The sequence below is a fragment of the Pseudomonadota bacterium genome (genome assembly GCA_016195085.1).
GTDB lineage: Bacteria > Pseudomonadota > Alphaproteobacteria > SHVZ01 > SHVZ01 > JACQAG01.
In genome coordinates, this window is record JACQAG010000039.1 from 132,671 (window position 1) to 145,603 (window position 12,933).

Genomic DNA, 12,933 nt, shown 5'->3' on the forward strand with positions numbered 1-12,933 from the left:
CGTACGACACGTCTAAAAAAGCGTCTTCATAAGCTTCTCTGCACCGTCAATCAGCTCGGAGACTTCGTCCTCTCGTGGTTCTCGACCCTTGTTATGGGCGCAGACGTTTCGAATGTCTGCCCAGCGTTGGATTGATCTCCAGGTTGGAGTGTCGACAACGCTCACGTCCTTCAGGGCATTGTTCAGGTCAGCGACGGTGGGCGCCTTCTTTCGAATGACAATCTGATGAGCCACGCACACTTCGGCGAGATGCTTCTCAACTACAACGCCGGCAACGACCCCGGCCGCTCTGCCAAAGCCGTTCTTTAGAAGTTCACGCGCAACATCAATTTCCGAGTCGAACAGATCTGCCTGAACGATGCGCCGAATTTCAAATAGGCTGCTCTCGAATCGAGACTGGAGGGCACGCAGCATATGAATTTGTATCTGTAACCGCTTTGCAACAACCGTCGGCTCATCAAAGATTTTCTGACTGAATGGGTCTGTGGGCGATGCAAGCCCTAGAATCCAATCTTGGATCGTGTATGTGCCTGCATCGAAATCCCGCGTTCTACGTTTCGGGTCAGGGCGATAGTGGGACTCAAACTCATCGAGACGTTCCGGCATTATTTGACGAAATGCCGCACATCCTTCGCTGAACCATCCTTGATAAGTGCTCTCGAAATTGACCGCTGTTTTCGTAAGTTTCTTTATCCCAGGAGGCACTTTCTCCCCGGACTCTTTACGTGCCCGAGCAACGATGTCGAAGAACATCTTGCTCCCGATATCAATGAGCCGAGCTATGTCGTTCTTATGTCTATCGAGATTCGATGGCATGAGGTGCCATCCTAATTCTGTGTCATGTCTAGCCTAGAAACTTTCACCCTCGCGGCATCTTGAACGGGCGCGCCTCCTCGAAGGCATAGCTCGCACGCAAGACCAGATCCTCCCGGTGGAGCGGTCCGACGATCTGCATGCCGACCGGCAGTTCCTGGTCGTTGAAGCCGCAAGGGCAGGAGGCCGCCGGCTGCCGGGTCATGTTGAACGGCCAGGAGAACGGGCTCCAATCGTACCATTGCGGATACTTCTTGCGGTCGGGCACCAGGAGGCCGGCGTCGAAGGCGACGATGGGGAGCGTGGGCGTCACCAGGAGATCGTATTTCTGGTGGAAGACCTCCATCGCCTGGCCCATGCGGCCCTTCTCGTTCAAGGCGGCGAGATAGGTAATCGCGCTCACATCCATGCCCGAGCGGGCGCAGGCGAGGAGCTCGGGCTCGACCAGCTGCATCTGCTCCGGCGTCATCGTCATGAGGGTGCGAGCCAGGCCGGCGCGCCAGAGAATGTCGAGGGCCCAGCGCGGATTGTCGAAGCCGGGATCGGCCAGCTCGACATGGGCGCCCAGCCTTTCGAACACCTTGACCGCTTCTGCCACCTTGGCCGCCACCTGGCGGTCGACCTCGGCATAGCCGAGAGCGGGGCTGAAGCCGATCCGGAGCCCCTTCACGCCCTTTTTCAGGAGCGCCAGATAGTCGATGTCCTCCGGCGGCAGCGCATAGGGATCGCGGTGGTCGGGATAGGACAGCACCCTGAGCATGAGGGCGTTGTCGGCGACATGGCGGCCGATGGGGCCGGGCAAGGACATATTGTGCAGGAGCTGGCTCGGCATGTTCGGGACCCGGCCAAAGGTCGCCTTGATCCCGTAGACGCCGGTGTAACCCGAGGGCATGCGGATCGAGCCGCCGCCGTCTCCCCCCAGCGCCAAGGGCCCGATGCCGGTGGCGACCGCGACCACCGCACCGCCCGAGGAACCGCCTGAGGTCTTGGCCGGATTCCAGGGATTGCGGGTGATCCCGGTCAAGGGCGAGTCGGTGACGCCCTTCCAGCCGAACTCGGGCGTCGTGGTCTTGCCGAAGAAGACCGCGCCGTGCTCGCGCAGCCGTGCCACCGCCGGGTAGTCGTAGTCGGCCGGCTCCGGCGAGGTGGTGCGCGAGCCATAACGGAAAGGCCAGCCCTTGGCGGCATTGGTGTCCTTGATCGGGATCGGCACGCCGTCGACGAGGCCCTTGGGCTTGCCCTTCATCCAGCGCGCTTCCGAGGCCTTGGCCATCTTGCGGCCGGTCTCCTCGTCGATGTGGCAGAAGGCGTTCAGCTTCGGATTTTCGATGTGGAGCCGCCGCAGCACCGCCTCCAGAACCTCGACCGGCGACAAGGATTTGCGGCGATAGAGCTTGAGGAGATCGATCGCCGAGAGGAAAGCCGGGTTCGTGGCCATGGCTAGCACCAAGTCTCGGGGATCGGAGCATGCCCCCACCCCAACCCTCCCCCGCCGGTGACGGCGGGGGAGGGAGCATGAGGCGCGTGCTCCCTCCCCCGCGAATGCGGGGGAGGGTTGGGGTGGGGGCACGCGAAGGTTCGAGTTCTCACCATGTCTAAACCGCCCGCGGGATGCGGCCTTCGATCGGATAGGCCGGGTCGTTGTAGCCCGGAGTCGAGGGATGTCCGGGCGGCACCAGCTTGTCGACCAGCGCCTCGTCTTCCGGGGTGAAGCGATAGTCGAGCGCGGCCAGGTAATCGACCCATTGCTCCATGGTGCGCGGGCCGGCGATGGAGCCGGTGATGAGCTTGTTGTTCAAGACCCAGCCCAGCGCCAGGGCGGTGGTGGTGATTCCCTTCGTCTCGCAATGGCGCTTCAGCTCCTGGGCGATCACCAGGGATTCGTGCCGCCATTCCGTCTGCATCAGGCGCTGGTCCTGGCGGGCGGCGCGCGTGCCCTCGCCGGGCTTGACGTTGGGGGCGTATTTGCCGGTGAGCACGCCGCGCGCCAGCGGGCTATAGGGCACCACCCCCAGCCCGTAGAAGCCGCAGGCCGGCAGATGCTCGACCTCGGGCATGCGGTTCATCGCGTTGTAGTAAGGCTGGCTCACCACCGGCCGATCGATGCCGAGGCGGTCAGCGATGTTGCAAATCTCCGCGACGCGCCAGGCACGGAAGTTAGAGAGGCCGAAATAGCGGATCTTGCCCTGGCGGCAGAGATCGGCGAGCGCGCGCACGGTCTCATCCAAGGGCGTGTCGTGGTCCTCGCGATGCAGGTAGTAGATGTCGATGACGTCGGTCCCGAGCCGCCGCAAGCTCCCTTCCGCCGCGCGAAACACATAGCCCCTGGACAGACCGCGGTCATTGGGCCCGGTGCCGGTCGGATTGGAGAGCTTGGTCGCCACGATCCAGCGGGAGCGTTCGGATTTGATCGCGCGGCCCACCACCTCCTCGGACCCGCCGGCATTGTAGGCATCTGCCGTGTCGAGGAAGTTGACGCCGGCGTCGCGGGCATGCGCCACGATGCGCGCCGCACTCGGCTCGTCGGTGGGGCCGCCGAACATCATGGTGCCGAGGCAGAGAGGCGAAACCTTGAGGCCGCTCCGGCCGAGCTTGCGGTATTCCACTTGCGTTCTCTCCGGCTCATCCAGACTGGGTTTGGGGGTTGACTTGCTAGCCCCGGTGTAGCGCAAATGCCGGCCCATGAGCAGCCCCTATCATCCTGGACCGGGCGCGGATTGGGCCAAGGCCGATCCAGCATCCGCCGGCTTCGATCCTGAAGGACTCGAGGCCGCCATCGACTACGCCAAGACCCACGAGACGTCCTGGTCGCGCGACATCAGAAGCCAGCTGATAGCGGGGCTGTTCGAGCCGCCGCCCTATAACGAGATCATCGGCCCGGTCGAGCCCAGGGGCGGGCCCAACGGCATCGTGCTCAAGGGTGGGCGCATCGTCGCCGAATGGGGCGAAACGAATCGCGCCGACATGACCTTCAGCGCGGCCAAGAGCTACATCTCGCTGACAGCCGGGCTTGCCGTCGATCGTGGCCTAATCCCTTCGATCGATGCCCCGGTCCGCGATCTGGTCCGGGATGGCGGCTTCGAGCCGCCGCACAACCACGCCATCACCTGGCGGCACCTGCTCACGCTCACCAGCGAATGGGAGGGTACGCTCTGGGACAAGCCCGACCTCATCGACCGCAACCGCAACCTCGCGACCGAAGGCGGCAGCGCGCTCAAGGGCAAGCATCGCGACCTGAAGCCCCCCGGGCGCTACTGGGAATACAACGACGTGCGCGTGAACCGGCTGGCCCTGGCCTTGCTCCGGGTGTGGCGGCGGCCGCTGCCCGAGGTGCTGAAGGAGAAGGTGATGGACCCGATCGGCGCCTCATCCGATTGGCGCTGGCACGGCTACCGCAACTCCACCGTCGAGATCGACGGCCAACCGATGCAGTCGGTTTCCGGCGGCGGCCACTGGGGTGGCGGCATGTTCATCTCCAGCCGCGACCACGCGCGCGTCGGCTTGCTCATGGCTCGGAGCGGCCTCTGGCAGGGACGGCGCTTGATTTCCGATGCCTGGATCCAGAGCTCGCTCGAGCCCTCTCCGCTCAATCCGAGCTACGGCCTGATGTGGTGGCTGAACGGCCCGGGCCAGCAATGGCCGAGCGCGCCGAGGTCGAGCTTCGCTGCGGTCGGCGCCGGCCAGAATCTCCTCTGGGTCGATCCCGAGCATGATCTGGTCGCGGTCGTGCGCTGGATCGACAAGGCCCATGCCGACGGCTTCCTCGCCCGCCTCCTCGGTGCGCTTCGCCTCAGCGCCGTGGGCCGCGTCAGCGCGGCTTGACGACGACGTCCCGTCGTCCTTAGCGTTCGACTGTCAACGCGGCGCCGACAAGAGCCCACGATCGGAGGAAGCGATGCTGGGGTGCCAAGCCAAGGGCAAGCCGGTCCCCGACCAGATGGTGCAGGCGCTCGCGGACAGCTCCGGCCTCATCGCCGATCCGCCGGCGCTCCGGCAGCGCTTCCAGGATGACGGCTATCTCTTTCTCAAAGGCGCCCTCGACCGCGACGAGGTGCTGGCGGCCAGGGCGGAGATTCTGGCGCGGCTGACCGAGGTGGGCGAGGTCGTGCCCGGCAGCGACGGCGTCTTCACCGGCACCAGCCGGCGCAAGGAGATCGTGGGCGATCTCGGCCGGTTCTGGAAATCGGTCAGCGAGGGCGAGAATCTGCGACGCGTCAGCCATGGCCCGGGCCTGAAGCGCGTGCTCGAGCGGTTGATCGGCGCCCCGGCGCGGCCGCAGGACTATCTCTTCCTGCGCGCCGGCGTCGTCGGCCGCGCCACCGGCCTCCATTACGACTACCCCTTTTTCACCCGCGCCCATGACCAGGTCTATACCGTATGGGTTCCCATCGGCGACGTGCCGGTCGCCGATGGTCCTCTGGTGGTGGTCGAAGGCTCCAACCGCTTCCGCGATCTCATCGATCCGATGATCGGCTTCGATGTGGTCAAGGACACCTCGCGCAAGGCCGATCTCGGCGAGGACCCCGTCGCCTTGGCGATGAGCCGCGGCACACGCCTCCGAACGGCGGATTTCGAGGCGGGCGACATCGCCCTATTCGGAATGTTCACCGCCCATGGCTCCTTCGACAATCATTCGCCGGAGAACCGGGTGAGACTCTCCTGCGACGTGCGCTGGCAGCCCGCCGACCTGCCGGTGGATGCCCGCTATTTCGGCCCCGACCCGGCCGGCACCACCGGCGCCGGCTACGCCGAGCTCAATGGCGCCAAACCGCTGGATCAGCCCTGGCATATCAGGTGAGCGAGCTATTTGTCGTCACCCGCGGGCTTGACCGCGGGTCCACGTCGTGAGGATGCGCCGGTGAGGACGTGGATGCCCGGATCAAGCTGGGGGTGGACTTTAGGAGGGGGTGAGGATCACCCCCTCCTAGAACCTCCCCGGGCATGACGAGTAAAGAAGCGTGACCGCGGAGAGCGCGGAGGAGCGCAGAGACCGCGGAGACGAAGAGAACTCATTAGCGCGAAGCGCGCCTTCTTTGCGCTCTCTGCGCTCCTCCGCGGCCTCTGCGGTTGCCTCCTAAAATCTTCTCACCGTCCTCCCGACACATCGATGATGGCGCCGTGCACGTAGGAGGCGGCGTCCGAGCAGAGCCAGATCGCGGCCTCGCCGATCTCTTCGGGAGTGCCGGCGCGGCCGAGAGGAACGAACGGCGCGATCTGTGCGATCAGCTTGTCGCCGCCTATGGGACCCAGGATGTCGGTCTTGATCATGCCCGGGCGGATGGCGTTCACCCGAATGCCCTCCTTGCCGACCTCCTTCGCCAGCCCGATGGTGAAGCTGTCGACGGCCCCCTTGCTGGCGGCATAGGCGACGAGCTTCGGAAGGCCCCCCAGCCTGGCGGCGGCGGACGAGATGGTGACGATGGCCCCACCCTTGCCGCCCTGCTTCCTCGACATCCGCCGGATCGCCTCGGCGGCGCAATAGAAGCAGCCGAAAGTGTTGGTGGCGAAGAGCCGGGAGAGACTCTTCTCGTCATGCTCATCCACCCGCTTTAGCGGGCCGCCGATGCCGGCATTGTTGACGAGGGCGGTCACCGGCCCAAGCGTGCGGTCGACGGTGGCGAAGAGCCGCGCCACCTCCTTGGGCTTCGCCACGTCGGCCTTGACCGCGATCGCCCGGCCGCCGGCCTTTTCGATGGCGCGGACCACGCTCAAGGCTGCGTTCTTGGCCTTGGCGTAGTTGACGCAGACGGCATAGCCCTCCCTGGCGCCGATCCGCGCGGTGGCGGCCCCGATGCCGCGGCTGCCGCCGGTGACGATGAGCACTCCTGGCATCGATCAGCTCCCCTGGTTCCTAGCGTCGCTTCTTCGGCCTAGCGCCTGTCCGCCGCTCGTTCACCGTCGAGGCCGCAGTCTTCAGGGTCTGAATGCCCTGGCGGAGTGCTCCTTGGAAGAGCGTGATGTCCATGCCATAGCCCATCAGCCGGAACCCCCTTGCGGTGTAGTCGCGGGCCCAGGTGTCGTCCAAGGCAAGGAAACCCGGCGTTTTGCCGTGCTTGTCGCAGGCGGCGACGATGCGGCTGACCGCATCCAGATAGCGTGGATGCTCGAACTCGGCCGGAATCCCCATGAAGTTGGTGAGATCGAAGTGGCCGAGCCAGCAGACATCGACGCCGTCCACGGCAGCGATGCGATCGACGTTCTCCACGCCCTTCGGCGTCTCGATGAGGCAGATCACCAGGGTGCGTTCATTGGCCTTGGCGATCTTGCCGACCACCGAGCCGCCTTGATAGTCGTCATGGGCGACGCCGAAGGCGGCACCGCGGCGGCCCGCGGGCGGGTAGCGGGTGGAGGAGACGATCAGCTCCGCCTGCTCCACCGTCTCCACCATGGGCACCATGATGCCCATGGCGCCCGCATCCAGGAGCCGGGCGATGAAGTGGTATTGGGTGGCTGGTACGCGCACCATGGGTACCAGATCGATGCCGCGGCAAGCGGCGATCTGTGCCTTCATCGTGTGGATGTCGACGCCGGAATGCTCCATGTCGAAGATCACGAACTCCGCACCAGTCGCCTTGATGATCTGCGGCAGGCCGGGGGTGAAGAACTCGAAGGCCATGGTGCCGTAGGCGCGACCGCCCTCGGCAATCCGGCGCTTGATTGGGTTGTCGCGCATGAGCCTCTCCCTTAGCCGCGGAGCGCCGCCAGCCGCTTATGGCCGAGCGCGTCCCTGTTGACGAGATGCGGCGGCACCTTGCCGTGGGCAACATCGAGTGCTGCCCCGAAGGCACTGCGGGCGAGACCGGCGAGGCACTCATCGGTGAAGCAGATGCCGTGCGGCGTGACGATGACGTTTTCCATGCCGAGGAGAGGATTCGAGGACGGCGTCGGCTCCGTCTCGAACACATCGAGCCCGGCTCCGGCGATGCGCTTGTCGCCGAGCGCTTCAATCAGCGCCGTCTCGTCCACGATCGGCCCGCGGGCGATGTTGACCAGATAAGCGCTGGGCTTCATCAGCGCCAGCGCTCGGGCATCGACGATTCCGCGCGTGCGCTCGTTCAGGGGACAGGCGACCACCAGGAAATCGGCCCGGCGGAAGAGCATGTCGAATTCCACCAGCTCGGCGCCGAGCAAAGCGGCATGGGACGGCGTGGCAAAGGGATCGTGCGCGATCGGCGTCATGTCGAAGGGGCGGATGAGGCGCAGCACCTCGGCCCCGATATTGCCGATGCCGAGCATGCCGAGAACGCGGCCGGAGAGCCCGGTGCCGATATGGTCGAGCTTGTCCTGCCACCGGCCGGCGCGGGTCAAGCGATCCTTGATCAGCAGCTTCTGCGCCAGCGCCAGCACGAAGGTGACGGCGGCCATGGCGACCGGCCGGCGCACCCCGTCGGGAGCGATGGTCAGGAGAACGCCGGCCTCGGTCAAGGCCGGCACGTCGATGCTGTCGTAGCCGACGCCGAAGCGCGCGATGAGCTTCAGGCGCTGATTGCCGGCGAGCGATTTCCGCGTGATGCGGGTCAGCATGGCGCAGATGGCGTCATAGCGCTGGGCATCACCCGGCGAGACTTCCATCTCAGGGCTCTCCATGAATTCCCATTCGACGATCGGGTCCGCCAGCATGTCGAGCACGGAGGCATCGAAGATCGGCTTGCCGTCGGCGCGGAGATTGTCGCGGGTGATGCCGATGCGGAACTTGTTCCCGCCCATACAGGTGCGTCCGTTCTTTGTTTTGCGTCACCCCGGCGTCAAGCACGGCAATGACGAATGAGATGCACCACAGAGGCACAGAGGACACGGAGAAGATCAGAAAATCTTGTGCGCTTTGCGCGCGCGAGCGTCATCTCTTCTCTGTGTCCTCCGTGTCTCCGTGGTAAATCTTTCCTTTCCTGAGGCTAGGGCTAGCTTGCCCCAACCGTCAAAGGCTTTCATCCCTATTGGGCTTCGCCTTAGTCTCGGGACAGAAGCAATCGGGTCATGGGAGGCCGCGCGATGGTTGAGACGTTTTCCTTGGCGGGCAAGGTCGTGTTGTTGACCGGCGCGTCCCGCGGACTCGGCTGGGAGATGGCGGAGGCCATGGCCGAGGCCGGCGCCACGGTGGTGCTGAACGGCCGGCAGGAGGCGACGTTGCGGCCCCGGGCCGAGGCGCTCGTCAAGGCCGGGCACAAGGCCGATGTCGCCGCCTTCGACGTGTCGGAGGAAAAGACCGCCCGCGACGGAGTCGATGCCGTGGCCAAGCGCCATGGCCAGCTCGACGTGCTGGTGAGCAATGCCGGCATCCAGCACAGGAAACCGCTCGTCGAATGGGAGCTCGCCGACTGGAACCGGGTGATCAACACCAATCTCAGCGCCTGCTTCGTCCTGGCCCAGCAGGCCGCCCGCCACATGCTGCCCCGGCGCTCGGGCCGCATCATCATGACCGCATCGGTCATGTCGCTGTTGGCGCGGCCGACGGTGCATGCCTATGTCGCCGCTAAAAGCGGGCTGTGGGGGCTCACCCGCTCGCTCGCCGCCGAGCTCGGCCAGCACAACATCACCGTGAACGCGATCGCGCCGGGCTTCTTCGCAACCGAGATGAACACCGCCCTCCTCAAGAACCAGGAGTTCATGGCCTGGAGCACCGGCCGCATCCCGATGCAGCGCTGGGGCGAGCCGAAGGAGATCGGGGGTGCGGCCATCTTCCTCGCGTCGGCCGCCGGCGCCTATGTCAACGGCCACCTCTTGACCGTCGATGGCGGGCTGGTCTCGGTCATGTGAAGGAGATGCACCACGGAGGCACGGAGAACACGGGGAAGAGTCGGATCGTGGCGCGCTTTGCGCGTAGAAGATTTCTCGTCGCTCCGTGCCCTCCGTGTCTCCGTGGTGAATCCTTGAAAACCTACCGCAGCTGATGCGGCAGCCAGAGCGCCAGGATCGGCACATAGGCGACCAAGAGGATGAGCGTGCACCACACGCCGACGAAGGGCAGCAGCATGGTGAAGACCCGGGCATAGGCGATGCCGCCGATGCGGCAGCAGATCATGGCGACGATGCCGACCGGCGGCATCACGGCACCCACCACCAGGATCATCAGCACCAGACAGCCGAAATGCACGGGGTCGTAGCCGAGGGTCTTGACGATCGGCTGCAGCACCGGCGCGCTCAAGATGAGCGCCGGCACGGTTTCCACCAACGAGCCAAGGAACAACAGGAAGGCGAGGATGATCAGGAGCGCCAGCTGGGGATCGGTGGTGACGGTGGCGAGTGCCTTGATCGCGACCTCCGCGGTGCCGGCCCGCGCCAACACCCAGCTGAAGAGCCCGGCGCCGGCCAAGGTGATGAGCGCGCTGGCCGAGACCAAGGCGGCATTGGAGAAGATGTCGTAGAGGCTCTCGCGGGTGAAGCGCCGGCTGATCAGGCCGAAGACCAGCCCGTAGAAGGCCGCAACCGCCGCCGCCTCGGTCGGCGTGAAGGCGCCGGTGACGATGCCGCCCAGAATGATCGTCGGCATGACCGCTGCCGGCAGCACGCGAAGCGTGGCATGGACCAGCTCCTTGAGCGTGGCGCGCTTGGAGGCGCGCCCACCGACCCGGTCGGCCATGAGCCAGGCGACCAGCATCATCAAGAAGCCGGCGATCACCCCCGGCACCGCGCCGGCCAGGAGTAGCGCGCCGATGGAGATGCCGGTGATCGAACCATAGATCACCGCCACGATCGAGGGCGGGATGATCGGGCCCATGAGTGCCGCCGAGGCGGTGACGGCGACGGCGAAATCCGTGCGGTAGCCGTCGCGCTTCATCGCCGGGATCATCATCGAGCCGATCGCGGCGGCATCGGCGGCGGCCGAGCCGGAGATCGCCGCCATGAACATGTTGGTGAGGATATTGGCGTGGGCGAGACCGCCCTTGATATGACCCAACAGACTTCGGGTGAAGCCGACCAGGCGCTCGGTGATGCCGCCGACATTCATGAGCTCGCCGGCGAGGATGAACAGCGGCACCGCCAAGAGCGCGAAGTTGTCGAGGGAGCTGTAGAACTGCTGGGCCAGCAGAAGTGGGGGAATCTGCCCCTCGACCAGGAGGGTGACGATCGCCGACAGCCCCATGCAATAGGCGATCGGCAAGCCGAGGGCGAGGAAGGTGAAGAACAGCACGACCATGAGACCGACGGGCAAATCATCGCCTCCGGAGCGGCCGCGGCCGGCCGGCCGCGCCACCACGCGGAAAGCGTGAAGATCGTCTCCAGCGCGGCAGCGGTCGGCACCGCGCCGTAAACCGCCCACATCGGCGCGCCGAGCGAGGCCGAATGCTGGAAGATGGTGCGCTCGACGAATTGAATACCGGTCACCATCAGGATCAAGATGAAAGCGAGCGTCAGCGCATCGGAGAGAAAGTGCACGACGCGCCGGGCTGCCGGCGGCAGCAGCAGCTCCAAGAGCTCGATGCGGATATGAGCGCGCTGATAGGCGACGACCGCGGAACCCAGGAGCACGCTCCACACCAGGCTGTAGCGCACCACCTCCTCGGCCCAGAACAGGGACTCGTTCAGCACATAGCGGAAGAACACCTGGGTCAGCACGAGGGCGAAGTAGAAGGCGAGCAGCAGCACCAGGAGCGTGCGCAGCCCTTGATGCAGGCGGTCGCAGAAGGCGAGCGCCCTATCGATGTGCGTCGAGCTCATGATGCCCCCACCCCTGCCCTCCCCCGCCGATTACGGCGGAGGAGGGTGTCAACATAAGTCTGAGCTCCCTCCCCCATGCCTCGCATGGGGGAGGGTTGGGGTGGGGGCATTCGCATGCCAGGAAGGCGACGAATGACGCGGTCTGCCGCCTCACTTGCCGGCGGCGAGCACGGCGTCGACGTATTCGCGGCCCTTCGGGCCGACCTTGGCGACGAAGCTGTCGATGACCGGGCCCATCTTGGCGCGGAAGGAGGCGATGTCGGGCTTCTCGTCCATCTTCAGCTTCCCTCTCAGGATCTGCATCGACGATTCCTGGGCCTTCAGATTCTCCTGCTTGTACCAACCCTGCACCACCTCGACCGCGGCATCGCGCACCGCCTTCTGATGGGCCGGCGGCAAGGCGCCGAGCCGCTTGGCGCTCGCCATCAGCGAGACCTCGGTCATGATGTGGTAGGTGCGGGTCGCATAGCCGCCGACCTCGAAGAGCTTGCCGGTCTCGACGAAGTCCGGCGGGCCTTCCATGCCATCGACCACGCCGGTCTGCAAGGCGGTGTAGATCTCGCCCGCCGGGATCGGCGTGGGGTTGGTGCCGAGTGCCCTCGCCATGTCGACATAGACCGGGATCTCCGGCACGCGCAGCTTCATCCCCTTCAAATCGTCGGCCATGTGCACCGGCTTCTTCAAGACGAAGATGCGGAAGCCCGAGGCGCCGAGGGAGAGGATGTCGATGCCGAGCTTCTCCAGCACCTCCTTGCGCACCTGCTCGCCGATCGGGCCGTAGAGCACCTTGAAGGCGTGATCGAAATCGTTGAACAGGAACGGCACCGAGGTGAAGCCGAGATAGGGCTGCCAGTTGGCGAGCGAGCCCAGATCGGTCCAAGCGAAATCCAGGGTGCCGAGCTGGAGGGCTTCCGCCGAGGTCCTGAGATTGAACAGCTGCGAGGCCGGGCGAACCTCGACCGTCACCTGGCCTTGGGTCAGCTCGGAGACCCGTTTGGCGAACCGCTCGGCGGCTTCGTGCAGGATGTGGTTCGTCGGCACGTGATGCGAGAACGTGAGCTTGGTTTGGGCTCTGGCTCCCTCAATGCCGCCGATGAGCACCAATGCGAGCACCGCCGTCCAAGCCAGGACAAAACGGCCGCAACCCCGTGCGATCGACATAGCTCCCCCCTTCGGTTGTGCGGCCACCGTTCACCTCGATAGCGTGGCGGCCGTGCGCGACCGGTTCGTGACCGGTCGCGCCTTGCTGTTGTTCGCATCGTAAACAGGCGGCCCAGCCCGACGCAACCCATGACCATGAAGGGGCGGGCGAATAACCCGGAATACGGCTCACGGCACACGCGAACACACCTCCGCGTCCTGCCGAGCCGGGGAGCGTGAGCGGCATTTCGATTTGGAAACCGTCACGCCGGGGTTGGCCGCGGGTCCAACCGCCCCGGCGGTCGGGTGCGACGTCCCGACGCC

General features: G+C 65.4%; 11 protein-coding genes. 3 read left to right on the top strand and 8 right to left on the bottom strand.

Annotation, left to right across the window (positions count from 1 at the left end):
• Positions 1 to 12: 12 nt before the first annotated feature.
• The 3 genes from HY058_12280 to HY058_12290 all read right to left on the bottom strand — a co-directional run bounded on the left by HY058_12280 (position 13) and on the right by HY058_12290 (position 3,419).
• Positions 13 to 816: a hypothetical protein gene (locus HY058_12280; GenBank protein MBI3498074.1), complete on the bottom strand. Its 804-nt coding sequence runs from the start codon at positions 814 to 816 to the stop codon at positions 13 to 15.
• Between the two features lie 43 nt (positions 817 to 859).
• Positions 860 to 2,251 (bottom strand): amidase, encoded by a 1,392-nt coding sequence (locus HY058_12285; protein MBI3498075.1) that lies wholly within the window; start codon positions 2,249 to 2,251, stop codon positions 860 to 862.
• Between the two features lie 157 nt (positions 2,252 to 2,408).
• Positions 2,409 to 3,419, bottom strand: a complete 1,011-nt coding sequence (locus tag HY058_12290; protein ID MBI3498076.1) for an aldo/keto reductase — start codon at positions 3,417 to 3,419, stop codon at positions 2,409 to 2,411.
• Between the two features lie 76 nt (positions 3,420 to 3,495).
• On the opposite strand from HY058_12290, the gene HY058_12295 reads away from it, so the two are divergent.
• Together HY058_12295 and HY058_12300 are read left to right on the top strand one after the other, a co-directional pair.
• Positions 3,496 to 4,635 carry a serine hydrolase gene (locus HY058_12295; GenBank protein ID MBI3498077.1) on the top strand — a complete coding sequence of 380 codons (1,140 nt, stop codon included), beginning with the start codon at positions 3,496 to 3,498 and terminating at the stop codon, positions 4,633 to 4,635.
• Between the two features lie 73 nt (positions 4,636 to 4,708).
• On the top strand, positions 4,709 to 5,611 hold the full coding sequence (locus tag HY058_12300) for a phytanoyl-CoA dioxygenase family protein (GenBank protein MBI3498078.1): 903 nt from the start codon (positions 4,709 to 4,711) through the stop codon (positions 5,609 to 5,611).
• Positions 5,612 to 5,898: 287 nt separating this feature from the next.
• Here the strand turns inward: HY058_12300 and HY058_12305 are convergent, their stop codons facing one another.
• From HY058_12305 to HY058_12315, 3 genes are read right to left on the bottom strand one after another with little or no spacing between them, the layout of a single operon-like run.
• Complete coding sequence (locus HY058_12305) at positions 5,899 to 6,645, bottom strand: SDR family oxidoreductase (protein MBI3498079.1); 747 nt, start codon at positions 6,643 to 6,645, stop codon at positions 5,899 to 5,901.
• A 19-nt stretch (positions 6,646 to 6,664) separates the two neighbouring features.
• Positions 6,665 to 7,486, bottom strand: a complete 822-nt coding sequence (locus HY058_12310; protein MBI3498080.1) for an aldolase — start codon at positions 7,484 to 7,486, stop codon at positions 6,665 to 6,667.
• A gap of 11 nt (positions 7,487 to 7,497) precedes the next feature.
• Positions 7,498 to 8,520, bottom strand: coding sequence for a dehydrogenase (locus HY058_12315; GenBank protein ID MBI3498081.1), 1,023 nt, complete (start codon positions 8,518 to 8,520; stop codon positions 7,498 to 7,500).
• A gap of 282 nt (positions 8,521 to 8,802) precedes the next feature.
• On the opposite strand from HY058_12315, the gene HY058_12320 reads away from it, so the two are divergent.
• A complete protein-coding gene (locus HY058_12320) occupies positions 8,803 to 9,567 on the top strand; it encodes a glucose 1-dehydrogenase (GenBank protein ID MBI3498082.1) in 765 nt (254 codons plus the stop codon).
• Between the two features lie 121 nt (positions 9,568 to 9,688).
• Here the strand turns inward: HY058_12320 and HY058_12325 are convergent, their stop codons facing one another.
• Together HY058_12325 and HY058_12330 are read right to left on the bottom strand one after the other, a co-directional pair.
• Positions 9,689 to 10,963 carry a TRAP transporter large permease gene (locus HY058_12325; protein ID MBI3498083.1) on the bottom strand — a complete coding sequence of 425 codons (1,275 nt, stop codon included), beginning with the start codon at positions 10,961 to 10,963 and terminating at the stop codon, positions 9,689 to 9,691.
• 656 nt (positions 10,964 to 11,619) lie between these two features.
• Complete coding sequence (locus HY058_12330; GenBank protein MBI3498084.1) at positions 11,620 to 12,630, bottom strand: TRAP transporter substrate-binding protein; 1,011 nt, start codon at positions 12,628 to 12,630, stop codon at positions 11,620 to 11,622.
• Positions 12,631 to 12,933 lie beyond the last annotated feature (303 nt).

Excerpts from the sequence above, each read along its gene's own strand:
- HY058_12280 (MBI3498074.1), bottom strand. The coding sequence starts at position 816 with ATGCCATCGAATCTCGATAGACATAAGAACGACATAGCTCGGCTCATT.
- HY058_12285 (MBI3498075.1), bottom strand. The coding sequence starts at position 2,251 with ATGGCCACGAACCCGGCTTTCCTCTCGGCGATCGATCTCCTCAAGCTC.
- HY058_12295 (MBI3498077.1), top strand. The coding sequence starts at position 3,496 with ATGAGCAGCCCCTATCATCCTGGACCGGGCGCGGATTGGGCCAAGGCC.
- HY058_12300 (MBI3498078.1), top strand. The coding sequence starts at position 4,709 with ATGCTGGGGTGCCAAGCCAAGGGCAAGCCGGTCCCCGACCAGATGGTG.
- HY058_12305 (MBI3498079.1), bottom strand. The coding sequence starts at position 6,645 with ATGCCAGGAGTGCTCATCGTCACCGGCGGCAGCCGCGGCATCGGGGCC.
- HY058_12310 (MBI3498080.1), bottom strand. The coding sequence starts at position 7,486 with ATGCGCGACAACCCAATCAAGCGCCGGATTGCCGAGGGCGGTCGCGCC.
- HY058_12315 (MBI3498081.1), bottom strand. The coding sequence starts at position 8,520 with ATGGGCGGGAACAAGTTCCGCATCGGCATCACCCGCGACAATCTCCGC.
- HY058_12320 (MBI3498082.1), top strand. The coding sequence starts at position 8,803 with ATGGTTGAGACGTTTTCCTTGGCGGGCAAGGTCGTGTTGTTGACCGGC.
- HY058_12330 (MBI3498084.1), bottom strand. The coding sequence starts at position 12,630 with ATGTCGATCGCACGGGGTTGCGGCCGTTTTGTCCTGGCTTGGACGGCG.